This window comes from Streptomyces sp. Go-475, from assembly GCF_003330845.1.
In the GTDB taxonomy this organism is placed as follows: domain Bacteria; phylum Actinomycetota; class Actinomycetes; order Streptomycetales; family Streptomycetaceae; genus Streptomyces.
This window is the reverse complement of the sequence record NZ_CP026121.1, coordinates 6,960,093-6,985,354: the sequence shown is the minus strand read 5'-3', so window position 1 is coordinate 6,985,354 and position 25,262 is coordinate 6,960,093. Positions and strand designations below refer to the sequence as shown.

Genomic DNA, 25,262 nt, shown 5'->3' with positions numbered 1-25,262 from the left:
CGCCCTCAGGCAGTGAGCCGCAGAGCCGCAGCCGCACTCGAGACAAGGACGTCAGCATGTCGGCATCGAGCAACATGAACTGGGACCGCCGTACCGTACTGCGGGCCGCGATGGGCCTGGCCGCCGCCGGTGGACTGGCCGCGTGCGGCAGCAACACCGGCCGGGGCGGCGGCTCCGGGTCGGGCAAGGGCCTCGTCCAGTACTTCCACGCGTACGGCGAGGCCGGCGTGGAGCAGGCCGTCAAGCGCTACGCGAAGGCCTACAAGGAAGCCAACGTCACGACCCAGTGGATCACCGGCAACAACTACGAGCAGAAGCTCTTCGCCGCGCTGCTCACCGAGAACGCGCCCGACGTCTTCGAGTTCCACCCGCAGATCCAGATGGTCAAGAGCGGCCAGGTGGCGGACCTGACCGACATCATCGAGCCGGTCAAGAACGACTTCAACCAGGCCGACATCAAGTCGCACACGGTCGACGGCAAGATATACGGCGTCCGGATGATCGACGACCCCCAGTTCCTCTTCTACCGGCCCTCGCTGTTCGAGAAGGCGAAGATCGAGGTGCCGACCACACTGGAGGAGCTGATCGAGGCCGCCGACAAGCTGACCACGAGCAAGGTCAAGGGCATCTTCCTCGGCAACGACCTGACCTCGGTGGGCCGCCCGCTGATCTGGTCGGCCGGCGCCGACACCCTCACCCCGGACAACAAACCCGCCTTCAACACCGACGCCGTCGCCGAGGGCCTCAAGCAGCTGCGGGGCCTCTTCACCAGCGGCAACCTGCTCCTCGACGCCCCCGCCGACTCCTGGGACCCGTCGGCCTTCATCCAGGGACTCACGGCGATCCAGTGGTGCGGCATGTGGGCCATGCCGGCCATGCAGAAGGCGCTCGGAGACGACATCGGCATCTTCCCGTTCCCGAAGGTCGGCTCGGCCGGCAAGCAGTCGGTCTACAACGGCGGCTGGTCGATGTTCGTCAACGCCAAGAGCAAGAACGTCGAGGCGGCCAAGGAATACGTGAAGTGGCTGTGGATCGACCAGAAGGAGTACCAGGAGGACTTCGCCACCTCCTACGGCTTCCACATCCCGCCGCGCACCTCGCTCGCCGAGTCCGCGGACAAGCTGAAGTCCGGCCTGCCGGCCGAGGGCGTCAAGCTCTTCAACGAGTTCGGCCACTTCGACAACATCGGCTGGACGCAGTCCATGATCGCGTCGTTCGAGGACGTGATCGCCAACACCGTCCGCAAGAACGGCGATCCGAAGGCCGCGCTCGACGCGTGTGAGAAGAAGGTCGACGCCGAGCTCAAGAAGCTCTTCGGATAGGCCGCCGGACGGATCTCGACATGTCGACCACCACCACACGCGGGGTCGCCTCCCCCGCCCCGGCCAAGGTCTCCAAGACCCGGCCGCGGCGGGGCCTGAGGGCGAACAGCACCTTCAACTTCTGGCTCTTCACCGGGCCGTTCCTCATCGGCCTGATCATCTTCGTCTTCGTGCCCATCGGCTGGAGCATCTGGCTCAGCTTCTTCGAGGCACGCTTCACCGTCACACCGAGCGAGTTCGTCGGCCTCGAGAACTACAAGTCGATCCTGACGGACAAGGACTTCCTGAACTCGCTCGTCACCTTCACCGTGTTCGCCGCGTTCATCGTGCCCGCCACCTGGGCGATGTCCCTGGGACTCGCGCTCCTGGTGAACCGGCTGACGTTCATGCGGGCGTTCTTCCGGTCGGTGTTCTTCCTGCCCACCGCGGTCAGCTACGTCGCCGCCGCGCTGATCTGGAAGATGTCCATCTTCAACGGCGTCCGCTTCGGCATGGCCAACACCTTCCTCGGCTGGTTCGGCGTCGAGAACATCGCCTGGCTGGCCAACCCCGACCCGCCCTGGTACTGGCTGGTCATCGTGACCGTCCGCCTGTGGCTGCAGTCGGGCTTCTACATGATCCTGTTCCTGGCGGCGCTGCAGAACATCCCGCGGGAGCTGTACGAGGCCGCCGCCATCGACGGCGCCAAGCCGGGCTGGCAGACCTTCCGGCACATCACGCTGCCGCAGCTGCGGGCCACCTCCACCGCGGTGATCCTGCTCCTGCTGATCGCCGCCTACCAGGCCTTCGACGAGTTCTGGAACCTGCTGCCCAAGGCCACCTGGGGTCAGCCGCCGCTGGTCGAGCTGTACAAGATGGCCCTCGGCGAGAACCAGAACTACGGCGTCGGCAGCGCGGGCGCGGTCGTGCTGACCCTGCTCATCTGCATCGTCACGCTGTTCCAGGGCAAGATCATGGGCTTCGGAAGGGGTGAGGAGTCCAAGTGACCACCACAGCACCCGACCTCGGGAAGGTCACGGAGCCGGCCAAGGCCAAGCGCGGCGGCGTGATGAGCAGCACCGGCCTGTACATCGCGACCGGCATCGCGGCCCTGCTCTTCCTGATCCCCTTCTACCTCATCGTCCGCAACGCGCTGATGACGGACCCGGAGATCACCGGGGAGAACTGGAAGTGGTTCCCCACCACCATCCAGTGGGGCAACTTCGCCGAGCCCTTCGACGACGTCACGGTCGACTTCGCCCGTGCCCTGTGGAACTCCGTGGTCGTCGCCGTCCTGCACACCGCCGGCATCCTGCTGATCTGCTCGCTCGCCGGGTACGGGCTCGCCCGCATCCCGTACAAGCACGCCAACAAGGTCTTCTACGCCGTCCTGGCCACCCTGATGGTTCCCACGGCGGTCACCTTCGTGCCGAGCTTCGTGCTCGTCTCGTCCCTCGGCTGGGTCGACAGTTACCGGGGTCTCATCATCCCGGGCCTCTTCAGTGGTTTCACCTGCTTCCTGTTCCGGCAGTACTTCCTCGGGTTCCCGAAGGAGCTGGAGGAGGCGGCACGCGTGGACGGGCTCGGCTACTGGGGCGCGTACTGGCGGATCGTCGTACCCAACTCGCTGAACTTCTTCGCGGCGATGGCCACGATCACCTTCATCAACGGCTGGAACTCCTTCCTGTGGCCGCTGGTCATCGGACAGGACCCGAGCGCCTGGACGGTCCAGGTGGCACTGTCGTCGTACATGACCAACCAGACCGTCAACTACCACCTGATCTTCATGGCCACCGCCATCTCGATCCTGCCCCTGGTCTTCGTCTTCCTCTTCCTCCAGCGCTGGCTGGTGCAGGGGATCGCGCAGACCGGCATCAAGGGCTGAGCTAGGAGACCGATGTCTTTCCGCACCTCCCCATCCGCCGACTACGTCGAGGACGTCTCACCCGGCCGCGGGACCCTCCCGCCGCGCGCCTGGTACGCGGCCTCGGACGCGCAGTCCCTGTCGCTGAACGGCACCTGGCGCTTCCGGCTGTCGGCCACGGCCGACGCCGAGGACGACTCGTTCGCCGAGGAGGGCTACGACGCCGGGGGCTGGGCCGAGGTCGCGGTCCCCGGCCACTGGGTCCTCCAGGGCGACGGGGCGTTCGGCTCCCCCATCTACACCAACCACCTCTACCCCTTCCCGGTGGACCCGCCGCACGTGCCGACGGAGAACCCGACCGGTGACCACCTGCGGGTCTTCGACCTGCCGTCCGACTGGCCGTCGGACGGCGGGGCGGTGCTGCGCTTCGACGGGGTCGAGTCCTGTGCCCGGGTGTGGCTCAACGGCACGGAACTCGGCGAGTTCAAGGGCTCCCGGCTGCCGCACGAGTTCGCGGTCGGGCACCTGCTGAAGCCGGGCGGCAACGTGCTGGCCGTGCGCGTGCACCAGTGGTCGGCCGGGTCGTACCTGGAGGACCAGGACCAGTGGTGGCTGCCGGGCATCTTCCGTGACGTCACCCTGCTGCACCGCCCGGCGGGCGGCGTGGGCGACTTCTTCGTGCACGCCTCCTACGACCACACCACCGGCGAGGGCACCCTGCGCGTCGACTCCGACGTCGACGGGCGGGTGACCGTCCCGGCCCTGGGCATCGACGTCGCCACCGGCGAGTCGGTGACGGTCGCGGTCGAGCCGTGGACCGCCGAGACGCCGACGCTGTACGACGGCGTGCTGGCCACCGAGGGCGAGCGGGTGCCGCTGCGGATCGGCTTCCGCACGGTCGTCCTGGAGGACGGGCTCATCAAGGTCAACGGCAGGGCCGTCCTCTTCAAGGGCGTCAACCGGCACGAGTGGCACCACGAGCGGGGCCGCGCCCTCGACCTGGAGACCATGCGCGAGGACGTGCTGCTGATGAAGCGGCACAACCTCAACGCCGTGCGCACCTCGCACTACCCGCCGCACCCGGCCTTCCTCGACCTGTGCGACGAGTACGGGCTGTGGGTCATCGACGAGTGCGACCTGGAGACCCACGGCTTCACCGAGCAGGACTGGCGGGACAACCCGGTCGACGACGACCGCTGGACCCCGGCCCTGCTGGACCGGGCCGCGCGGATGGTCGAGCGGGACAAGAACCACCCGTCGATCGTCTTCTGGTCGCTGGGCAACGAGGCGGGCACCGGCCGCGGGCTCACCGCCATGGCCGAGTGGATCCACCAGCGCGACCCCGAGCGGCTGGTGCACTACGAGGGCGACTGGAACTGCCGCGACACCGACGTCTACTCGCGGATGTACGCCTTCCACGACGAGGTCGACAAGATCGGGCAGCGGCTCGACGGCGGCACGCACAAGCGCCGCGAGCTGCCGTTCATCCAGTGCGAGTACGGCCACGCGATGGGCAACGGCCCGGGCGGGCTCGCCGACTACCAGGAGCTGTTCGAGAAGCACGAGCGGCTCCAGGGCGGGTTCATCTGGGAGTGGATCGACCACGGCGTCAAGCACCCCGAGCTGGGCTACGCCTACGGCGGCGACTTCGGCGAGGAGCTGCACGACGGCAACTTCGTCTGCGACGGGCTGGTCTTCCCGGACCGGACGCCGTCGCCGGGCCTCGTCGAGTACAAGAAGGTCATCGAGCCGGTCCACATCGAGGGCGACGGCGCCAACGGCATCGTCCGCGTCACCAACAAACAGGACTTCGCCGACCTGTCCGCGCTGTCCTTCGAGTGGTCCTGCCAGGTGGACGGCGAGACCGTCGAGTCCGGCTCGCTCGCGGTGCCGGCGCTCGCGCCGGGCGAGAGCGCCGAGGTGAAGCTGCCCGAGCCGCCCGCCGACGGCCGTGGCGGCGAGCGGCAGTGGACGGTGCGGGCGCTGCTCGCGGACGACACGTCCTGGGCGCCCAAGGGCCACGTCGTGGCCTGGGGGCAGTTCGCCGCCGGGGCGCGGCCGCTGCCGACCTTCCCGGCCACCGACCGTCCGGTGCGCGAGGCGGACCGGGTCACGCTCGGCCCGGCCGTGTTCGACGCCCGGACCGGGGCGCTTCTCTCGATCGGCGGGGTGCCGGTCGGCGCGACGCCGCGGCTGGACGTGTGGCGGGCGCCGACCGACAACGACGACGGCGCCGAGTGGCAGACCGACACCCGCTACGGGATGCTGTGGCGCACGCTCGGCCTGCACCGCATGCGGCACCGCCTGGTCTCGGTCGAGGCCGGCGACGACGCGCTCACGGTCCGCACCCGGGTGGCGCCCGCCGCCCGCGAGGTCGGCCTGGACACGGTGTACCGCTGGACGTCCGACGGGGAGCGGCTGCGGCTGGCCGTGTCCGTGACGCCTCAGGGCGACTGGACGGTGCCGCTGCCCCGGCTCGGCGTCCGCTTCGGCCTGACGGAGGCCGACCGGGTGGAGTGGTTCGGCGGCGGTCCCGGCGAGGCGTACCCGGACACCAGGACGGCGTCAATGATCGGCCGCTGGCAGTCCACGGTGGACGAGCTGCAGACGCCGTACCTCCGCCCGCAGGAGAACGGCGCCCGTGCCGACGTCCGCTGGGTGGAGCTCGGCGGGCTCAGGATCGAGGGCGACCCGGAGTTCTGGTTCACCGCGCGGCGCTGGACGACCGAGCAGCTGGACGCGGCCCGGCACCGCACCGACCTCACGCCCGGCGACACGGTGTGGGTCAACCTCGACCACGGGCAGCACGGCATCGGCTCGCAGTCCTGCGGCCCGGGCCCGCTGCCGCAGTACTTCCTGAAGGCCGAGCCGGCTCAGTTCGCGTTCGTGTTCTCGACCACCGGCTGAGAGACCAAGGTAAGAAGCCGAGGTAAGAAGCCTATTAATCGATTGACCGATTGATCGACATTCCGACAGTGTCGGGACGTCGTCCGCGGCCGGTCGGCCCTCGTAGCCGACCGGCCGCAACTGCGTTCGTCACGCACGGAAGTTGGTGGGTCAGTTGAGTGCCGCCATCGAGGTCCGCGGGCTGTCCCGCACCTTCCACACCACCGTCCGCCGCCCCGGGTTCCTGGGCGCCGTCCGCTCCCTGGTCAACCCCGAGCGAGTCGCCAAGCACGCCGTCACCGACATCACCTTCGACGTGGCCCCGGGCGAACTCCTCGCCCTGCTCGGCCCGAACGGCGCCGGCAAGTCCACCACCATCAAGATGCTGACCGGCATCCTCACCCCCACCTCCGGCGAGGCCCGGGTCGCGGGCGTGGTGCCCTACCGGGAGCGCGAGCGCAACGCCCGCAACGTCGGCGCGGTGTTCGGGCAGCGCACCCAGCTGTGGTGGGACCTGCCGGTGCGCGAGTCCTTCGCGATCCTGCGGGACATCTACGAGGTGCCGAAGGCCGAACACGCCGCCCGGCTGGAGGAGTTCGACGGCATCCTGGACCTGTCGTCGTTCTGGGACACCCGGGTCCGCCACCTCTCCCTCGGCCAGCGCGTGCGCAGCGATCTGGCCGCCGCCCTGCTGCACGACCCGCCGGTGGTCTTCCTGGACGAGCCGACGATCGGCATGGACGTGGTGGTGAAGGAGCAGGTGCGGGAGTTCCTGCGCCACCAGGTGGAGCAGCGCGGCCGTACGGTGCTGCTGACCACGCACGACATGACGGAGGTCGAGCGGCTCGCCGAGCGGGTCGTGCTGGTCAACCACGGCCGGCTGATGCTGGACGGCACCCTGGACGAGATCCGCCGGAAGTTCGGCTCGACCTGGCAGGTGCGGGCCACGCTCGCCGATCCGCACGCCGAGGTGGTGCCGCCGCCCGGCACCACGCTGTTGCGGCACACCGGCGCGCAGGTCGTCTTCGGCCCCGACGGGGCCGACGCCCCCACCGTCCACCAGGCGCTGAAGGCGGTGATCGAGCGGTTCGAGGTCACCGACATCGCCCTGGAGGAGGCGGACCTGGAGGACGTGATGCGGGCCGCGTACGTGCATTCCGGGGAGGTCTGAGGTGGCCGCCCCGCACGCCTGGCGCGCCGCCCGCGTCACCCCGCTGGGCGAGCTGAACGCCCCGCCCCGCATGACCGCCGTCGCGCTGCGGCTGGCCGTTCAGGTGGTGCTGGTCTGGTCGCTGTGGCGCGGCCTGTACGCGCAGACCGGCACGACGGCCGGCCTGAGCCGCGACCAGGCGGTCACCTACGCCGTGCTGGCCGTTCTGGCGTCCCGGCTGCGGGAGCTGGACCAGTACGCGGGCCGGGACACGGTCCTGCAGCACATGCACTTCGGCACCATCGTCTACTGGTACCTGCGTCCGCTGCCGCCGCAGCGCTACTACGCCCTGCGGGCCGCCGGCGAGCAGCTGTACGGGCTGGCGTGGGCGCTGACGGGGTACGTGATCTGCCTGGCCGCGGGGGTCGTCGAGCCGCCCGGTTCGGCCGCCGTGGCCGGGGTGTTCGCGCTCAGCACGCTGCTCGGGCAGTGGGTGCTGTACTACGTGATGCTGGTGCTCGACCAGTTGTGCTTCTGGACGATCCGCAACACCGCCGCGATGCTGATCCTGCTGTTCGCGCAGAACCTGCTGTCCGGGGTGTACGCGCCGCTGTGGTTCTTCCCGGACTGGTTCGTGACGATGAGCGCCTTCCTGCCCTTCCAGGCCACGCTGAGCGTGCCGCTGTCGCTGTACGTGGGGCGGATCCCCCTGTCCGACGCGGCCTTCCAGCTGTCCGTCCAGGCCGCGTGGGTCGTGGTGCTGGCGCTGTTCACCCGGCTGCTGTGGCGGCGGGCCGCCCGGCGCGTGATCTCGCAGGGAGGCTGAGATGTCGCTGAGGGCACTGCGGATCGTGTGGCGCGTGACGGCGCTCAACTTCCGCGCGCAGATGGAGTACCGCACCGAGTTCCTGCTGATGATCGCGATCGGGGCGATCTGGCAGGTGTCGGTGATCGTGTTCGCGACGGTGCTGCTGTCCCGGTTCGCCGGGATGGGCGGCTGGGACAGCTCGGACGTGCTGCTGATCCCGGCGACGCGGATGCTGGCGCACGGTCTCTTCGTGCTGTTCCTGGGGCGGATGCACTGGGCCGGCCGGCAGATCCAGGAGGGCCGGATCGACATCTACCTGATGCGTCCGATGCCCGTCCACCGCCAGATCCAGCTGGCGTTCTTCCCCACCAACGCCATCGGGGACCTGACGGTCGCGGCCGGCCTGATGGTGGGAGCGCTGTCCCGCAGCGACCTGGACTGGACGGCGGGCCGGATCTCGTACCTGGTCGCGGCCGTCCTCGGCGGCATGCTGCTGGAAGCGGCCCTGTTCACGCTGGTGGCCTCCGCGGGTCTGCGGTTCCCCGCCGCCGACTACTGGGGCCGCTGGCTGGAGGAACTCCTCGGCACGTTCGGCAGCTACCCGCTGAACGTCCTGCCCCGGGCCGTGGGCGGCTTCCTGACGTACGGTCTTCCCCTCGCGTTCGTCGCCTACTTCCCGGCGGCGGTCCTGACCGGCCACGGCCACACCACCGGCGTGCCGTACTGGCTGGCGGCGTCCGCGCCGCTGCTCGGGCTGCTGGCGTACCTGGGGGCGCGGCTGGTGTGGCGGTGGAGTCTGCGGCACTACACCGGGATCAACGGCTGACGGGGGGAGACCCCATCGCCTGGACGGCCCGCACGCCTGGAGGGCCCGCAGCCACCTGCGGGCCCTCCCTTCCTCGTGCGGGCACGCCCCCCTCGCACAGCCTCCCCCGCCGCTGTGCCCGGGGTGCCCGACGCGCCGGCCCCCCCGTAGGCCGACGCGTCGCCACCGCCCCGGTCGGTGCCCCTCGAAGGCGGCGCACCCGGTGGCGCGTCGGCACGCGGTATCAGCATGCCGCCGGGCCGCGGCCCTGTCGTTAGCGCTCAGTGCCTCCCTTGTTGGCGCTCAGCGCCAAGAAGGCTGACTTCCGACGGTTCCGCTCGGTGTAACCTCCGGTCGGCCGGGGATAGTTGACGCAGATGGCGCCTTTCCGTGCGATTGTGGTGACGCGGGCCGGGGATCGGCCCCGGGCTGTTGGGGACTGACCGGGGGCTGCTGGTGTTCAGGACGGTGCTGGATACGGACGGCCTGCTGCGGGACGAGAAGACCGCGGCGTGGATGGAGGCCGCGGCGCTGGCCTTGGTGCCGAAGCGCTGCCGGGTCGCCGAGCCCGAACGCTTCGCGGCGCGCATCTCTGTCATGGAGCTGGGGCCGGCCCAGCTCTCCGCGAACGTGTTCGCCCCCTTCTCCTGCTACCGCTCGCCCCGCCTGGTCCGGCAGTCGGACCCGGAGCTGTACCAGCTCGCCGTGATCACCACTGGGCGGCAGGGCATGGAACAGGCCGGTCACCGCACGTCCCTCGAACCGGGCGAGATGATCTTCTACGACAGTTCCCGGCCCTTCGAAGCCTCGGTCGGAACCGACGGGCGGGCAGGCGGCTCGCTCCTGGTGCAGTTCCCCCGGGAAGTGATGCCGCTGCCCGAGAAGATGGTCGCCCCCTTGTGCGGGTCGAGCCTGTCGGGGTCCGGCATCGGTCATGTCTTCCGGCAGACGCTCAGGGCCCTGGCCGACACGGAGACCGACCTCACCGACCGGGATCGCGTCAGGCTCGGCACGACGATCGTGGATCTCGCGGCCGCTGTCGTCGCCCGGCAGTGCGAGCAGACGTCCGCGCTGACACCGGAGGCACGCGCCGAAGCCCTCTACCACGAGATCGTCGCGTTCATCCGCCGCCATGTGGACGACCCCGACCTCACGCCGCCCGCTGTCGCCGCGGCCCACTGCATCTCCACGCGAACCCTGCACCGCATCTTCCAGGCGCGCGGTGAGACCGTGAGCGGAATGATCCGCGGCGAACGGATCAACCGCTGCCGCAGGGACCTGGCCGACCCCGGCCTGCGCGCCGTGCCGGTCGGCAGTGTCGGTGCCCGATGGGGCTTTCCGCGGGCCTCGGACTTCACCCGCGCCTTCAAGGCCGCGACAGGCGTGACGCCCACCGTGTACCGGGCCAGTCTGCAGGAACAGGGTTCGTGACGAGCACGGCACCGGCATCCGCACCGGTGTGCCCGGTCAGCCCCGGCCCGCTCGCCGGACGGGGGTGAACAGCGCGGCCACGGCGATCAGGACGCAGGTCGCCCCGGCGGCCAGGGCGACCGGTGCCGTGCCCCGCTCCTCGGCGGCCCAGGTGAGCAGGGCCGCCCCGAGGGGTGCCGCCGCGTACTGGAGGGTCCAGAAGGCGGAGGTGACGCGGCCCAGGAGGTGTTCGGGGGTGACCTCCTGACGGAGCGACATCGAGCAGGTGCCCGCCATGCCGGCGCAGGCCAGGAAGGCGGCGCTCAGGGCGGCCACCACCGGCACGTCACGGGCCCAGCCGAGACCGGCGAAGGCGAGGCCGCACACCGCGACCGAGCCGGTCCACGTCGGTCCGAAGCCGAGACGGCGGCGGACCCGGGCCACCAGCAGGGCGCCGGTGATGGTGCCGAGCGCGCCGACCGCCATGACGGTGCCGACCGTGCCGTCGTCGTGGCCGAGGTCGTGTTTGAGGTGGTAGATGACCAGGTCGTTCAGGCCCAGGGTGAGGAAGCTGAACCCGAACAGCAGGGCGGTGAGGGAGCGCAGGACGGGGTGGCCGTTGAGGAAGGCGATGCCGGTGCGCAGGTCCTGCCACAGTCCGGCGCGCTTGTCCGTCCGCTCGTCGCCCGGGCGGGCGCGGAACCGTACGAAGCACAGGCACAGGGCCGAGACCCCGAAGCTGGCCGCGTCCACGCCGACCGCGGCGGCCGGGCCGGACCAGGCGGCGACCAGCCCGGCGCACAGCGGCCCGAGCACGCCCGCCGCCGCGGCGGTGGCGTTGAGGCGCCCGTTGGCCTCGGTGAGCCGCTCGGTGCCGACGAGGCCGCGCACGACCGTGACGTAGCCGACCGCGAAGAGCATGCCGAGGGCCTCGCACAGCGGCAGCACCGCGTACAGCAGCCAGATCTGCGGGCCGAACAGCCACACCAGCGGGATCACCCCGTAGAGCCCCATGCGCGCCAGGTCGCAGGCGATGAGCAGCCGGCGCCGGTCCACCCGGTCCACCACCGCCCCGGCGAACACGGCCGCGACGACCGCGGCGGCCCCGCCCACCGCCGTCAGCAGGCCCATGCGGGCGACCGAGCCCGTGGCCTGAAGGACCAGCAGGGGCAGGGCGATCAGCGCGAAGGAGTCGCCGAGCACGGAGAGGGTCTGCGCGACCCAGAAGATCCCGAAGTCCCGCTGCCGCCACAGCGGCCGGGCGCCGGGTAAGCCGCCGCCGGCACGGTCCGGGGCGGTGCCGCCGCCCTGCTCGTCGCCGCGCCGCGCCGCCTCGTAGCTCATGCCGCCTCCCCCGCGTCCCGAGTCCCCGGCAACCTTATGGCGCGCTGCGCACCGAGCAGGCGTAATTCGTTACCGGTGGGCGGTGCGGGCGCAGTAGCGTCGGCACCGTGAGCTGATCTCTCCCGCGGTGCCCGGACACCGCAGACGCGAACCCGATCCGTACCTCGGCCTTCCGCACGGAGAGATCACCATGCACATCGCCTTGGGCAGTACCCCCGACGACACCCTGGCCGCCTTCACCGCACGGGCGGCCGCCGATCCCGGCGTCGCCGGGCTGGTCCTCAGCGGCTCCCGGGTGCACCCGGGCATGCCGACGGTCCACTCCGACTACGACCTGCACGTGGTCCTGAGCGACTCACACGCCTCGCCCATCGCCGAGTTGGACCGGTTCCGTTCCGCTCACCTGGACCTCGTGGTCGTCCCGCTGGCGGAGTTCCGCACGCGCGGGATGCCGGGCCGCCCGGACAGCTTCGCGCGGTACTCGTACGTCCACGCCGAGGTGCTGCTCGACCGGCTGGACGGGGAGATCGCCCGGATCCTCGACGAGAAGCGGACGCTGGGCGCCGAAGAGGCGCGGGCCGCCGTCGACGGCTGGCTCGACGCGTACGTGAACCAGACCTACCGCTCCCTGAAGAGCTACCGCGACGGCCGCCCCGCCATGGGCCACCTGGACGCCGCCGAGACCGTCCCGTACGCCCTGGAGGTGCTCTTCGCGCTGCACCGCCGGGTCCGGCCGTACAACAAGTACCTCCAGTGGGAGCTGGAGCGGCAGCCGCTGGGCGAGCCCCGGTGGGACGCGAGCCGGCTCCTGCCGGTCCTGCGCCGCGTCCTGGCCGACGGCGACCCGCCCACCCAGCGCGCGCTCTTCGCCGGCATCGAGGAAGGGGCACGCCGGGCCGGCCACGACCGGGTCCTCGACTCCTGGGGCGAGGACCTGAAGCTGCTGCGGCGGCCCTGACCGGGGTCAGTGGTCCGCGCAGCACGGTGTCGGGTCCGGGACCTCGAAGGGGACGAGGGCGCCGCCCGCGGCGGGCATCGCCGTCAGGACGAGCGCGCCGTCCTGCCACTGCGGGCGTACGTGGTCGCGGGTCGCCAGCGGCGTGTCCGGGGCGGGTGGCTCCGGCGTGCCGAGGACGCTCACGCGGTCGATCGCGGACCGGGAGAGCAGGTCCGCGACCGTCAGCGTGCCGGTGAGCGACGCGGCGCCCGGATAGAGCACCGCGCGCCCCACCGGGTCCGGCACCCCCTCCGCCACCTCGTGTCCCAGGGCCGTGAGCCGCTCCAGGGCGGTGCGCCGGCGCGGCTCCGACGGCAGGGTGAGGGACACGACGACGCGGGGGCGGGCGCCGCGCACCAGGTGCGTGCAGCCGAACACGTCTCCGGGCAGGGCGAGTTCGGCGGCCAGGGTGCGCAGCAGGTGGTCGGCCGCGCGCAGCTCCCTGGTCCCCGTGTCCACGGTGAGGGCGTACGGCGTCACGAGGGCAGGACCCACACCGGGTTGGTGTAGAACCACAGGTCGCGCCATGGGTCGGCGTCGCCGGCGACGTCGAGGGCGGGGCCCGCCGGGTCGACGGCCGCGCCCAGCGCGCCGACGGCGGAGCGGTTGCCGTCGGTGCCGCGCAGCCGGAGGTACACGGGGCGTTCCACGCGGCCGAGTCCGAAGGTGAGGCGGACGACGCCGGTGGCCTTGGTGACGTCGTACGCCTTGACGACCTTCGCGGTCGGCGCGGTGAACGTGTCCCGGTCCGCGACCGGGCCCGTCACATCGCCCTGGATGACGTCGACCCGGGCCAGTTCGGGCACGAACCCGGCCCAGTTGGGGCCGCCGGCCGGGGCGACGTCGACGGTCAGCGTCACCTTGGTGCCCTTCTTCACGTGCAGGGCACCGCCGAGCGTGGCCCAGCGACCGCCGCCGGTCACGCGCACGTCGAGGGCGCCGACGAGCTGCCCGTGGTCGACCCAGATCCGGCCGGCCCGGATGCCGTCCATCACGGCGGCGTACGAGAAGCCGTCGGAGCCCACGTGGGTACGGCTGTACTGGCCGGGCCAGTAGTCGCCCTGGGTGAGGTCGAGCTTCCCGCCGTAGACCGGGTCGGTGTGCCGGCCGTTGGCCGCGTAGTCGCTGTCCGGGCCGCCGCGCACGGCGGTGTCGGCGTAGACCTGGTGGGAGTCGGAGTTGGCGGTGATCCACCAGGGCCTGCCCTCGGCGAGGAGGCTGTCCCACAGGCCGCCGACGGTGGCGGTCATCCAGTCGAATCCGCCCCAGGTGCGGTAGCTCTCCGGCGGGTAGCCGGGGAAGGAGTTGGGGCCGGGGTTGTTGTCGTAGAGGCCGCGGGAGCGGGCCATGCCGAGCGGGGCGGGGAGCCCGGCGGCCTGGTGGCCGGGGGCGCCCTCGAAGCCGACGGCGATCTGGTGCCGGGTGCCGGTGGCGTCGCGCCAGGCGCGGATCTCGTGCGGGGAGTCGACGCCGCGCCGCGCCGGGTGGTTGGCGAGCATCAGGACGTCCTTGACCTTGCGCCGGCGGACCTGCTCGGCGAGGAAGTTCAGGCCCGCGACGGCCAGTGCCTCGTTGGCGGGCGTGGAGTCGGAGGCGCCCTGCACGCTGCCGTCGTAGTCGGTCTCGAACTGCTTGAGGACGGCGACCTCGTGCCTGCCGGGGTGCACGAAGACCGTGCCGTGCTCGGCGGCCGGGATGTTCCACTCCAGGCCCTGGAAGACGAGGGTGTCCTGGTAGGCCGACCGGGCGTCGCGGATGTCCGGGTTGACCTTCTCGACGCCGATCTTCGCGTGGGTGGCGTTGCCGTGGTCGGTGATGACCAGCCAGTCCATGCCGTGCCTGGCGCCCTGGCGGACCTGGTCGACGACGCGGTACTTGCCGTCGTTGCTGTACTGGGTGTGGATGTGGTGGTCGCCGGCGAGCCAGAGGAAGCCGTTCCGGCGGCGGCCGGCGGAGGCGGCGGGTGCGGAGGCGGCGGCGGGTGCGGAGGCGGCGGCGGGTGTCGTCCGGCCGAGGAGGCTGCCGGCCGCCAGGCCCGCGCCGAGCAGGCCGGCACGGCGCAGCAGCGAGCGGCGCGAGCGCTGCTCCGGGGTGAGGGCCTCGTCGGGTACGGAGGTGTCGAAGGCGGCGGGCAGGGCCGGCGCGGCCTCGTGCTCGTGCTCGTGCCCTTGGTGGTGATGGCCGTGTGCGTGCCCGTGTCCCATGAAGCGCCTCCTGTGTGCCGCTGCCGTCCGCGGCCGCCTTCCGCGACGCGTGAACCGCGCCGCGTGTGGAGGATCAGGGCGAAACATGAACGTTGAACGACCAAGGGGTGATCGGCGGACGGCCCGGGCGCGGCAGCTCGCCTCGTCTCTCACTGTTTCCTCAACTGACCTTGTCCGTCACACTCGTTGACATCGAATCTGAGCACCGTTCATGTTCTCGCCGCCTCCTCCGACCGGAGACACCCCCATGAGACGACTCCTCGGCACCCTCGCCGCTGTCACCCTGACCCTGACCGGACTGACCGCGGCCTCCCCGGCACCCGCGGCGGCCGCGGACTCCGGCTCCTTCGACGTCCTGACGTACAACATCGCCGGCCTGCCGCTCGGCCTCGGCGACAGCGACCCGGAGACCAACACCCCGCTGATCGGGCAGCGGCTCGGGCCGTACGACATCGTCAACGTGCAGGAGGACTTCAACTACCACGCCTCGCTGTACGCCAACGACAAGCACCCGTACCGCACGGCGACCAGCGGCGGCGCGGCCTTCGGCGACGGCCTCAACACCCTCTCGAACTACTCCTTCGAGGACTTCCAGCGGGTCAGGTGGAACACCTGCACGGGCACCAACTGCCTGACGCCGAAGGGCTTCTCGCTGGCCCGGGTGCGCCTGGCGGAGGGCGTGTTCGTCGACCTCTACAACGTCCACACCAACGCCGACTCGGACGACGCGGCCCTCGCCGCCCGCCGCGCCAACATCGAGCAGCTGTCCGACTTCATCCAGGCCAACTCGTCGGGCAACGCGGTGATCGTCATGGGCGACACGAACACCCGGTACACGCGCGCCGGCGACAACATCCGCACCCTGCTGGCGGAGAACGGCCTGAAGGACCCGTGGGTGGACCTGGTCAGGGGCGGTACGCCCCCGGCCCAGGGCAGTGACGCGCTGGTCTGCGACGCGGCCGCGCCGACGAACGACTGCGAGGTGGTGGACAAGGTCCTCTACCGCGGCAGCGAGCTGGTGGACCTCACCGCCACCCGCTACAGCAACGACTGGGCGTCCTTCCTCCGGTCCGACGGCAAGCACCTCTCCGACCACTTCCCGCACCGGGTCGACTTCTCCTACACGCTCGACTCCGCCCTGCGCGCGAGCGACTTCTTCGGCGGCCCGCACGGCACGGCGTTCAACGACGCGGACGACCTGCCGGCGACGCCCTCGCCCCGCACGCTCACGCTGCGCGGCAGCGCCCGCCTGGACGGGGTGTCCCTCACCCACGACGGCGGCCCGACCCTGACCCACGGCGGCACCGGCGGCACGGCGACGTCCCTCACGCTGGCCCCAGGCGAGCACCTGACCTCCGTGAAACTGACGCAGGGCCGGAAGGACGGCCGCACGCGGATCTTCTCGGCGTCCTTCACCACCGACAAGGGCCGCACCCTGTCCGCCGGCACGCCCACGTCCGACTCGAAGACCTTCACGGCCCCGGCCGGCCGGCAGATCGCGGGCTTCACGGGCCGCGCGGGCGACGAGATCGACAAGCTGGGGGTGGTGTACGCGCCGATCCGCTGAACCGTTCAGCCGGCGAGCCACCACCGGTTCGCCGCCCAGGTGAAGGCGTAGCTGAAGCCGTTGACCGCCCAGTGCAGCGCCGCGGGCGCCAGCAGGCTGCCGGAACGGCGTCGCAGCTCGCACAGGACCGCCCCGGCGGCGATCATCGCCACGATCGCCGCCGTGACGGCCGGCGCGACACCCGCCGAGCCGCCGCCGAAGACCTCGCCGACGGCGGCGTTGGAGCGGTTGAGGCCGCGCGAGGGCATGAGGTGCCACAGGCCGAACAGCAGCGACGACGCGGCGGTGGCCCAGCCCGTTCCCCGCCGCCGCCGGATCATGGCCCAGAGCACACCGCGGAAGGCGGTCTCCTCCAGCAGCACGGTGCCGAACGGCACCCGTACCAGCGCCCGCCACAGCACCTCTCCCAGGGACAGGCCGACCGCCCTGGCGTCCCGGAACACGTCCTGGCCGGCCGGGACGGCGAGGAGGAGCACGAGGACGAGGAGGACGGCACCGGTCAGGAACGGTACCCACCGCAGCCCCCGGCGCACACCCGCCGCGTCCAGTCCCAGATCGGCCAGGGTGAGACCGTCCCACCGGGCGAGCAGCAGCAGGACGCCCGTGGCGGCCACACAGACGACGACGTACGTGACCTGCCCGCGCAGCAGCCAGTTGGTGAGCACGTTCACGGCGGCCAGGACGGCGATGACGCAGACGATGGGCATGGTCGTTCCAGGATCCCTCTCGCGGGCAGCCGGGGCTCCCGGGACACGTACTAGGATTCCGCCTGGAAGTCCTAGGTCCGGCCGTGACGGAGGCGGATGCCATGCCGAGAGCCGGTCTCACGGCCGAGCGGGTCGTCGCGGCCGCCGCCGGCCTCGCCGACGAGATCGGATTCGAGAAGGTCACCATCTCGGCCCTGGCACGGCACTTCGGCGTCAAGGACGCGAGCCTGTACTCGCACGTCCGCGGCCTCCAGGACCTGCGCACCCGCGTCGCCCTGCTGGCCGGGGGCGAGATGATCGACCGCATCGCGGTCGCCGTCGCCGGGCGGTCCGGCAAGGACGCGCTGGCCGCCTTCGCCGCCGCCTACCGGGGTTACGCCCTGGAGCACCCGGGCCGGTACGCGGCCACCCAGATCCGCGTCGACCAGCCCCTCGTCGCCGACGCCCCCGCCCTGCGCCGCACCGCCGAGATCACCTACGGTCTGCTCCGCGCCTACGGCCTGGACGAACCGGACCTGACCGACGCCGTCCGCCTGCTGCGCAGCAGCTTCCACGGCTACTGCGCCCTGGAGTCCACGGGCGCCTTCGGCGCGCCCCGTGACGTGCAGGCGTCCTGGGACCGGGCGATCGACGCCCTGCACGTCCTGCTCCTGAACTGGCCCCGCGAAACGAGGACCTCCGATGCCTGACCCCGCTCGCCCCGACGACACCGCCCGCTCCATAGCGGAGGCCTACGCGCTCGGCGCCGGCCCCTGGACCATGGCGCCCGTCACCCGGGGCGCCCTGGGCCAGATCTGGAAGCTCTCCGGGAACGGCTCCTCCTGGGCCGTGAAGGAACTCCTCTTCGGCTGCGACGAGGCCCAGGTCGGCCGCGAGGCCGCGTTACGGGACACCGCCGCCGCGCTGGGCATCGCCTCCCCCCGGCTCTTCCGCGACCGGCGCGGCGCACCCGTGTGCCGGCCCCTCCCGGGCGGCTCCTGGGTGAAGCTGTACGACTGGGTCGACGGCACCCCCGCGGACCCTTCCGATCCGGACGTCCTGGACTGGTTCGGCCGGACCACGGCACTGCTGCACCAGGCTGGCGAGGGGGCGGCCGGGACGCCGAGCGACTGGTACGAGCGGTGCCCTGACGACTCCGACTGGGAGAAGCTGCTCCAGCGGGTGCGGGACGCCGGCCTGCCGTGGGCCGACGAACTGGACCGGTTCGTCGCCGCGTCCGCGCCGCGGCTCGCGCGGTGGGTGTCCCCGTCCCCGCCGGGCGGCCTGGTGACCTCGCACCTCGACCTCCAGCCCCAGAACGTGCTGGTCGGCCCGGACGGCCCGGTCCTCCTCGACTGGGACAACGCCGGGCCGGTGGCGGCGGAACGGGAGTTCGCGCGTGCCGTCCACGTGTGGTCGGGCGGCAACGAGGTGAACGTCGACGCGGCCCGGCGCCTGGCCCGGGCCTACCGCGAGGCCGGGGGCCCGGCCGTCGTCACGGGTCCCGAGTCGTTCTCGATGCTCTTCGCCACGGCCCTCAACTACATCCAGGTGCAGGCCGAGACGGCCGTCGATCCGGCCGTCACCGCCGCGCAGCGCGCCTTCGCGGGCGACGAGACCGTCAGGTGCCTGCGGACCGTACCGGACCTGGCCGGCGTCGACCTGCTGGTCGAGGCGCTCGCCGGCTAAGGGCTGCCGCTGCGGGCCCGCCCGCCCCGGCTGCCCGCCGAGGCCATGCCCCGCCACGTCGCGGCGGGGCGTCGAGGCGCTGGTCGACGTCGTCCATGGCGCCGTGGAGATCGGCCTGGAGCACCTGACCCTGTACACGTTCTCCACCGAGAACTGGAAACGCCCGGCCGACGAACTCCAGACCCTGATGTACGAGATCCGCCAGGTGGTACATCGTCCGGTGACCGAGAGAGTGGACGTCTGCTGGTGCGCACCGGCGGCGGCCAGCGGACCTCCAACTTCCTTCCCTGCAGGCCCCTACCCCGCGCCGCTGTTCCTCGACACCCCCTGGCCCGCGGTGGACCGCCGTACCCTGCGGGACGCGATGGAGCGGTACGCCCGCCGCACCCGCCGCTACGGCTCGGTCGCCCGCGTCCCCGCCCAGGCAGCCTCCTTGAGCGGCCGGGGAGCGCCGAGGACGTGAGCCGGCCCGTCACTCCCCGACCGTGACGTCCACCCCCGAACCGTCCAGCCGGACCCGAACCCCGTCCCCGTCGCTCCAGCGGACCTCCAGCTCCCCGGTCCCCTCTGCCCGTACGGAGACCAAGTCCGCGAGCGGGGCGGGGTCCGGGTCCGCCGTCAGGCGGGCGAGGGCGGCGAACAGGGTCGGGCCCGGGGCGGTGACGCCGGTGAGGTCGTCCCCGAGGCCGAGGGCGGGCAGCAGTTCCGCGCGGACGCCCTCCGCCGCGCTCCACCCGGTCACCCGCACCCGTGTCCCGGGCTCCGCCCCGGACACCAGGTGCACGCGCACCTCCGCCGCCCCGCGCGCCAGCACGACACTCGTCACCCGCGCTCCCCCGCCCGCCGCATGCCGCGAGGCCACCCAGCCCTCGCCCGCGCCGAGCGGTTCGATGCCGGTGCGGCTCGGGTCGTCGCCCACGATCACGCTGTTGTCGTACGACGGCGCGGGCGCCGTGACCGTCGAGTAGGCGAGGCGGGTGTAGTACGGGTCGTAGCGGACGTCCTCGCTGCCGTGGTTGTGGAGGCGGACCACGCCGTCGGAACGGGTGGACTGCAGCAGCCAGTTGGGCGGGCCGAGGGGGGTGACGGAGTCCGCGCGTTCGGCCGGTCCGGGCTCCTCCGGCGCCGTCCACACCTCGTGGTCCGGCGGCAGGAGCAGGCCGAGGAAGCCCTTGCTCGCCCAGTACGGGGAGGCCGGGCCCGAGTAGCCCTGGAGGACGGACGCGTCGGGGCCGTGCCAGCCCAGGGAGAGCAGGCCCCGCTCGTCGACCGCGCCCCGGTCGAGGAAGTACCGCAGGGCCCCGGAGGCCAGGCGCCGCGTCTCCCCGGGCGCGAGGGGTGTACGGCCGGTCAGCGCGCCGAGCCACAGCGGGGCCGTGGTCGCGAAGCGGTAGGTCAGGGAACGTCCCTGGTGCATCGGGGCGCCGTCGCCGCCGAAGAGGCGGCCGTAGTCGGCGAGATGCCTCTCCAGGCGGCCCCCGTACAGCTCCAGCAGCCGCTCGTCCCGTTCCAGCCAGGCGTGCAGCACCGGGTAGAGGTGCATCGCCCAGCCGTTGTAGTAGTCGTACTTGCGGCCGTCGCCGTCGGTGTACCAGCCGTCGCCGACGTACCACTGCTCGATGCGGTCCAGGCCGCGGTCGATCGCCGCGCGGGACGCGTCCGGCTGGTGGCCGATCTCGGCGAGGAAACCGCCCACGGTGACCGGGAACAGCTCCCAGTTGCAGGGCCAGGGTTCGGCCGTGAGCGCGTCGGCCAGCCAGGCCGCGGCGCGCTGCCGTACGGCGTCGTCCAGGCGGTCCCACAGCAGGTCGCGGGTGAGCCGCAGGGCCAGGGCGACGGACGCCGCCTCGACCAGGGGCTGGCTGCGGTCCTCGATGCGGGGCCAGACGCCCGACACTCCGGCGGCCAGCCCGTCGGCATAACGCTCCAGGGCCTTCTCGTCGCGGCGGAAGGCGGCCAGCAGCAGGGTGCGGGCGTACCCCTCCAGGCCGTCGGAGAGGCGGCCCGACCAGCTGGTCCGGTCACCGGGCAGGTGGTACAGGGCGCGGTCGTCGGTCGCGTAGGGCTCGACGGCGGCGAGCAGGGCGTCGGCCGCCGCCTCCCAGTGGGCGCGGGTGTAGCCGGTGAAGGGGCTGGTCGTGCGGTCGGCGGGCGGCAGCTGCATCGGGTCTCTTTCGTGCTCGGACGGTTCGGACCTGAGGCGCCCCGGTTCCGGTCGGGGCGCCCCAGGGGCTCATCCCACCCGCACCTTGCCCTTCGGCACCAGATGCCGGGTGACGAGTTCGTCGCGGACCAGGCCCGCGTAGAGCGTCGCACCACGCACGGACGTGTGCGTGTTGTCGCGCGCCTCGTTGTAGAGGTACAGCGCCTTGGAGCCTTCCACGCCGAGGGACTCCACCAGCGCCTTGGTCTTCGCCGTGAGGTCGATCAGCGGGACGCCCCGCGCGGCGGCGACGGAGCGGATGACCGCCGGGTGGTCGACGCCCAGGCCGTTGACCAGGAGCGCGGTTCCGTTGTTCAGGGTGCCGTCGGGGCTGAACCAGCGCCGCACGACGGGAGTGACAAGGACCGGCTGTCCGCCCCGCTCCCTGACGCCCGCCACCAGGGCCTCCAGGTTGGCCCGGTAGGTGGCCCCGTCCGTGGTCTTGTCGTTGTGGGCGAGTTGGACGAGGACCAGGTCGCCGGGGCGGATCAGGGGCCGTACGGTGGCCCACAGCAGCGGGTTCCCCAGATACGAGACCGTACTCTCGCCGGAGTCGGCGTAGTTGGCGACGGACAGGCCCTTGCCGAGGTACTGGGGCAGTTGCTGGCCCCAGCCGGAGTAGGGGTCGCCGGGCTGGTCGCAGACGGTGGAGTCGCCGACCAGGAAGATCTGGCGGGCGTGCCGTGCCGGGGTGACCCGGATGTCGGCGAGGGCGGGCGCGGAGCCGCCGATCCGCAGGTCGAGGCCGGGGGTGCCCGCGGGGCCGGTGGGCTCGCCCTCGGGCGTGCGGACGTTCACGGTGAAGGTGCGGGTGACGCGCTCGCCCGCCGGTGCGGCCGTCTCCGGCAGGAGGGAGCGGCGGGTCTCGCCGCTGACGCTCGTGCGCGACGCGGCCGGCCCGCCGAGCGTGACCTGGACGTCGTACGTGCCGGGCGGCACGTCGAAGTGGCAGGTGCCGGCGGTGCAGCCGGCGAGTCCCGGGGCCGGGCGGCCCTGGTGTGCCTGGGCCGGTACGGACGACAAAGCTGTTCCCAGGGTCACCGCCGCGACGACGGCGATGCTGAAACGTCTCACTCCGGGCTCCTCCCAGCGGGCGACAAGACCTGGAGGGGGACCGTACCGCCCTGGACAAGCGCTTTCTAGACCTTCAGCAGCATTCACCAGATCTCCCGCCGCACATCGGTGAAAGCCCTTTCGCGAAATCGATTCAACTGTCACTCTCGCTCCCACCCGCGATTCCCCCCACCCTCGGCAGGAGGCACCCCCATGCCCGGACCCGCGACCGGATCCGTCGGCCGCCGCGCCGTCGTCCTCGGCGCCACCGCCGCCGTCGGCACGGCCCTCACCGGCACCGCGCGCGCCGCCGGTTTCGGCTGGACCGACGACGGCTCGAACTACGTCATCGACACCGGCGCCCAGCTGGTCCTCAAGGTGAGCAAGTCCACCGGCGATCTGACGTCCCTGGTCTACCGGGGCACGGAGTACCAGGGCTACGGCGGCATGAACTCGCACATCGAGTCCGGCCTCGGCGCCTCCACGGTGGGCATCAGACAGTCCGGTTCGACGATCCTGGTCTCCGTCACGCACGGCACGCTGCGGCACTACTACGCGGCCCGCAGCGGCGAGAACAACGTCTACCTGTGGACGCACAAGGCCGACACGTCCGTCCCCGCGAGCCGGTACATCGTGCGCGTGAAGAAGGGCGCCTTCCTCAACGACGAGCCCGACTCCTACACGTACGCGCCCACCGCCATCGAGGCCTCGGACGTGTTCCGGAAGTCCGACGGCCAGACCCGCTCGAAGCACTACGCCCGGCGGCGCGTCATGGACTACGACTACGTCGGCTGGTCGGCGGGCGGCGTCGGCCTGTGGATGGTGCGCAGCAACCACGAGAAGGCCGCCGGCGGCCCCTTCTACCGCTCCCTGCTGCGCCACCAGAGCGCGGACGGCGGCGGCCTGTACGAGATCCTCCACTACGGCCAGAACCAGACCGAGGCCCAGCGGTTCGGCCTCCAGGGGCCGTACGTCATCGCCTTCACGGACGGCGGGGCGCCCTCCTCGGCCCTGTACCCGGGCACGCTGACCACGCCGTGGGCCGACTCGCTCGGCATCGCCGGGTACGTCCCGGCGAGCGGCCGGGGCAAGGTGGCGGGCGTCGGGATCTCCGGGCGGGACACGGCGTATCCGTACACGGTCGGGCTGGCCGGCTCCGCGGCCCAGTACTGGGGTGCGGCGCGTTCCTCGGACGGCTGGTTCTCCCTCACGGGTGTGCTCCCGGGGACGTACACGCTGACCGTCTTCAAGGGCGAACTGGCCGTGTACACCACGTCGGTGAGCGTGTCGGCGGGTGCGACGACCACCCTGAACACGATCGCGATCCCGTCCTCCAACGACCCCTCGAACGCGAGCGCGATCTGGCGGATCGGCGACTGGAACGGCACACCGGCCGGGTTCAAGAACGCGGACCTGATGACGTACGCGCACCCGTCCGACGTGCGCGCCGCGCCCTGGACCGGGAACGTCGTCATCGGCGACGGCGGGACGGCGGCCTTCCCCTGCTACCTCTGGAAGGACGTCAACAGCGGCATCCTCGTGTACTTCCGGCTGACCGCCGCGCAGGCCGCGGCCGCGCACACCCTGCGCATCGGCGTGACGACGGCGTACGCGAACGGCCGGCCGCAGGTCACCGTGAACGACACCTGGACCTCGGCCGTCCCCTCCCCGCCCACGCAGCCGGACACCCGGTCGCTGACCAACGGCTCCTACCGCGGCAACAACCACACGTTCACGTACAGCGTCCCCGCGTCCGCCTGGAAGACGGACACGGGGCAGTACAACGTGCTCAGGATCGACGTGGTGAGCGGGTCGGGGACGACCGGGTTCCTCAGCGCGGGGACCGCGGTCGACGCGATCGACCTGCTGGCGTAGCGCCGGTCAGGTCCCGCGCGTCCACTGCTGGTTGGTTCCGCCGTTGCACGTGTACGTGATGAGCGCGGCGCCGTTGGCGGTGGACGCGCCGTTCACGTCCAGGCACTCGCCGGACGCCCGGGACTTGACGTTCACGTACGAGCCGGTGGTGGTCAGCGACCACTGCTGGCTCGTGGCGGAGGCGTTGCAGTTCTCCTGCGTGACCGTGCTCGCGTTCTCCTGCACGCACAGCGAGCTGTTCCTGACCATCAGCTGGTAGTAACCGCTTCCGACGGACTTGAACCAGTACTTCTGGTTGGCGCCGCCGTTGCAGTCGTACTGCTTGATCTGGGCGCCCGGCCAGAGCGACTGGCTCGTGACGTCCGCGCACTTGGCGGAGTGGCGGGCGATGAGCGTGTTGTACGTCGCGCTCGTGCCGCTGATGGTCCCGGCGGCCGTGTCGATGGTGACCTCCGGCGACCAGGACATGGACATGGTGGTCGAGTTGGAGAAGGTCAGCGGCAGCCACACGTACCGGGAGTCGTTGACGGTGCCGCCGAAGGAGTTGCCCCAGCGGTCGCCCATGTACAGGTACGAGGTGCCCGAACTGCCCTGGACCGGCAGGACGTAGGCGGTCTGCGAGCCGAACGTGGTCGAGTCGCCGATGTTCCTCATGGCCGACCAGGGTCCGGCGATGTTCGTGGCGGTGGCGTACTGCTGCTGGTTGGGGTTCCAGCCCGTGGCGCCCGAGGTCAGCATGAAGTACACGCCGTTCCGCTTGAACAGCGCGGGGGCCTCGCGGTGGCCGCCGGGCCAGGGGTTGGCGACCAGGCTCGCGATGCCGGTGTAGTCGGCGGTGAGGCGGTAGATCTGGAGGTCGTAGTTCTCGCGGGCGGCGGAGATCATGTAGCCGGCGCCGTCGGTGTCGGTGAAGACCGTGATGTCACGGGACATGTGCTGGCCGAGCGGCCGGAAGCTGCCCTTCCAGGTGTAGTTCCCGTCGACGGTGTCGGAGACGGCGACCGCGGCGCGGGCCTCGCTGTAGTCGACGCCGTTCTCCTTGTGCATCCACATCACGAACTTGCCGGTGGACGCGTTGTACATGACCTTCGGCCGCTCGATGTTGGCGGTCGCCAGCTCCGGGTCGCTGGCCTCGGTCAGGACGTGGTTGCGGAACTCCCAGTTCTTCAGGTCGGTCGAGCGGTAGGCGTCGACGTACCGGAAGGTGTTGTCGGCGTTGCGGTGCTCGCCGAACCAGTAGTAGTACGAGCCGACCTTGATGACCCCGCCGCCGTGGGCGTGGACGGGGTTGCCCGAGGTGTCCGTGAACTGGGTGCCGTTGGTGATGGTCTGGGGCGCGGCCTGGGCGGGTCCGGCGGTGGCGAGGGCGCCGACCAGGCCGAGGCACAGGGCGAGGAGGAGGGCGTACGCGCGTCTCATG

The 25,262-nt window shown here is 71.7% G+C and carries 21 protein-coding genes; 14 read left to right on the top strand and 7 right to left on the bottom strand.

Annotation, left to right across the window (positions count from 1 at the left end):
* Positions 1-56: 56 nt before the first annotated feature.
* The 8 genes from C1703_RS31795 to C1703_RS31760 all read left to right on the top strand — a co-directional run bounded on the left by C1703_RS31795 (position 57) and on the right by C1703_RS31760 (position 10,245).
* The gene (locus C1703_RS31795) at positions 57-1,322 is read left to right on the top strand and encodes a sugar ABC transporter substrate-binding protein (protein WP_114256062.1); all 1,266 of its coding nucleotides are present in this window, start codon (positions 57-59) and stop codon (positions 1,320-1,322) included.
* Positions 1,323-1,342: 20 nt separating this feature from the next.
* On the top strand, positions 1,343-2,308 hold the full coding sequence (locus tag C1703_RS31790) for a sugar ABC transporter permease (protein ID WP_114256061.1): 966 nt from the start codon (positions 1,343-1,345) through the stop codon (positions 2,306-2,308).
* On the top strand, positions 2,305-3,186 hold the full coding sequence (locus C1703_RS31785; RefSeq protein WP_114256060.1) for a carbohydrate ABC transporter permease: 882 nt from the start codon (positions 2,305-2,307) through the stop codon (positions 3,184-3,186). Before C1703_RS31790 ends, C1703_RS31785 begins: the two co-directional genes overlap by 4 nt.
* A 12-nt stretch (positions 3,187-3,198) precedes the next feature.
* Positions 3,199-6,072, top strand: a complete 2,874-nt coding sequence (locus C1703_RS31780) for a glycoside hydrolase family 2 TIM barrel-domain containing protein (RefSeq protein ID WP_114256059.1) — start codon at positions 3,199-3,201, stop codon at positions 6,070-6,072.
* A 154-nt stretch (positions 6,073-6,226) separates the two neighbouring features.
* Positions 6,227-7,222, top strand: a complete 996-nt coding sequence (locus tag C1703_RS31775; RefSeq protein ID WP_114256058.1) for an ATP-binding cassette domain-containing protein — start codon at positions 6,227-6,229, stop codon at positions 7,220-7,222.
* Between the two features lies 1 nt (position 7,223).
* The gene (locus C1703_RS31770; RefSeq protein ID WP_114256057.1) at positions 7,224-8,027 is read left to right on the top strand and encodes an ABC-2 family transporter protein; all 804 of its coding nucleotides are present in this window, start codon (positions 7,224-7,226) and stop codon (positions 8,025-8,027) included.
* A 1-nt stretch (position 8,028) separates the two neighbouring features.
* The gene (locus C1703_RS31765; RefSeq protein WP_198678330.1) at positions 8,029-8,835 is read left to right on the top strand and encodes an ABC-2 family transporter protein; all 807 of its coding nucleotides are present in this window, start codon (positions 8,029-8,031) and stop codon (positions 8,833-8,835) included.
* A 447-nt stretch (positions 8,836-9,282) separates the two neighbouring features.
* The gene (locus C1703_RS31760; protein ID WP_114257684.1) at positions 9,283-10,245 is read left to right on the top strand and encodes a helix-turn-helix domain-containing protein; all 963 of its coding nucleotides are present in this window, start codon (positions 9,283-9,285) and stop codon (positions 10,243-10,245) included.
* Between the two features lie 36 nt (positions 10,246-10,281).
* Here C1703_RS31760 and C1703_RS31755 read toward each other — a convergent pair whose 3' ends face one another.
* Positions 10,282-11,568: an MFS transporter gene (locus C1703_RS31755; protein WP_114256056.1), complete on the bottom strand. Its 1,287-nt coding sequence runs from the start codon at positions 11,566-11,568 to the stop codon at positions 10,282-10,284.
* A gap of 190 nt (positions 11,569-11,758) precedes the next feature.
* Here C1703_RS31755 and C1703_RS31750 point away from each other — a divergent pair, with 190 nt between their 5' ends.
* Complete coding sequence (locus C1703_RS31750) at positions 11,759-12,526, top strand: hypothetical protein (protein WP_114256055.1); 768 nt, start codon at positions 11,759-11,761, stop codon at positions 12,524-12,526.
* A 6-nt stretch (positions 12,527-12,532) separates the two neighbouring features.
* Here the strand turns inward: C1703_RS31750 and C1703_RS31745 are convergent, their stop codons facing one another.
* Positions 12,533-13,060, bottom strand: coding sequence for a hypothetical protein (locus C1703_RS31745; RefSeq protein WP_232840647.1), 528 nt, complete (start codon positions 13,058-13,060; stop codon positions 12,533-12,535).
* A complete protein-coding gene (locus C1703_RS31740) occupies positions 13,042-14,769 on the bottom strand; it encodes a PHP domain-containing protein (protein ID WP_114256053.1) in 1,728 nt (575 codons plus the stop codon). The genes C1703_RS31745 and C1703_RS31740 overlap by 19 nt, the downstream gene beginning before the upstream one ends.
* Positions 14,770-15,016: 247 nt before the next feature.
* On the opposite strand from C1703_RS31740, the gene C1703_RS31735 reads away from it, so the two are divergent.
* Complete coding sequence (locus C1703_RS31735) at positions 15,017-16,336, top strand: jacalin-like lectin (RefSeq protein ID WP_114256052.1); 1,320 nt, start codon at positions 15,017-15,019, stop codon at positions 16,334-16,336.
* Positions 16,337-16,341: 5 nt separating this feature from the next.
* Here the strand turns inward: C1703_RS31735 and C1703_RS31730 are convergent, their stop codons facing one another.
* Positions 16,342-17,043 carry a CPBP family intramembrane glutamic endopeptidase gene (locus C1703_RS31730; RefSeq protein ID WP_114256051.1) on the bottom strand — a complete coding sequence of 234 codons (702 nt, stop codon included), beginning with the start codon at positions 17,041-17,043 and terminating at the stop codon, positions 16,342-16,344.
* A gap of 101 nt (positions 17,044-17,144) precedes the next feature.
* Here C1703_RS31730 and C1703_RS31725 point away from each other — a divergent pair, with 101 nt between their 5' ends.
* The 3 genes from C1703_RS31725 to C1703_RS31715 all read left to right on the top strand — a co-directional run bounded on the left by C1703_RS31725 (position 17,145) and on the right by C1703_RS31715 (position 19,174).
* On the top strand, positions 17,145-17,732 hold the full coding sequence (locus C1703_RS31725; protein ID WP_114256050.1) for a TetR/AcrR family transcriptional regulator: 588 nt from the start codon (positions 17,145-17,147) through the stop codon (positions 17,730-17,732).
* Positions 17,725-18,711, top strand: coding sequence for a phosphotransferase (locus tag C1703_RS31720; RefSeq protein ID WP_114256049.1), 987 nt, complete (start codon positions 17,725-17,727; stop codon positions 18,709-18,711). Before C1703_RS31725 ends, C1703_RS31720 begins: the two co-directional genes overlap by 8 nt.
* Before the next feature lie 103 nt (positions 18,712-18,814).
* On the top strand, positions 18,815-19,174 hold the full coding sequence (locus tag C1703_RS31715; protein ID WP_232840646.1) for an undecaprenyl diphosphate synthase family protein: 360 nt from the start codon (positions 18,815-18,817) through the stop codon (positions 19,172-19,174).
* A gap of 9 nt (positions 19,175-19,183) precedes the next feature.
* On the opposite strand, the gene C1703_RS31710 is transcribed toward C1703_RS31715, so the two are convergent.
* Positions 19,184-20,875 carry a DUF2264 domain-containing protein gene (locus C1703_RS31710; RefSeq protein ID WP_114256047.1) on the bottom strand — a complete coding sequence of 564 codons (1,692 nt, stop codon included), beginning with the start codon at positions 20,873-20,875 and terminating at the stop codon, positions 19,184-19,186.
* Positions 20,876-20,944: 69 nt separating this feature from the next.
* On the bottom strand, positions 20,945-21,988 hold the full coding sequence (locus tag C1703_RS31705; protein WP_114256046.1) for a rhamnogalacturonan acetylesterase: 1,044 nt from the start codon (positions 21,986-21,988) through the stop codon (positions 20,945-20,947).
* Positions 21,989-22,180: 192 nt separating this feature from the next.
* Between C1703_RS31705 and C1703_RS31700 the strand changes: the two genes are divergently transcribed.
* Positions 22,181-23,842 (top strand): rhamnogalacturonan lyase B N-terminal domain-containing protein, encoded by a 1,662-nt coding sequence (locus tag C1703_RS31700; protein WP_114256045.1) that lies wholly within the window; start codon positions 22,181-22,183, stop codon positions 23,840-23,842.
* Between the two features lie 6 nt (positions 23,843-23,848).
* Here the strand turns inward: C1703_RS31700 and C1703_RS31695 are convergent, their stop codons facing one another.
* Entirely contained in the window at positions 23,849-25,261 is a 1,413-nt protein-coding gene (locus tag C1703_RS31695; protein ID WP_114256044.1) for an RICIN domain-containing protein, read from the bottom strand.
* Between the last annotated feature and the right edge of the window lies 1 nt (position 25,262).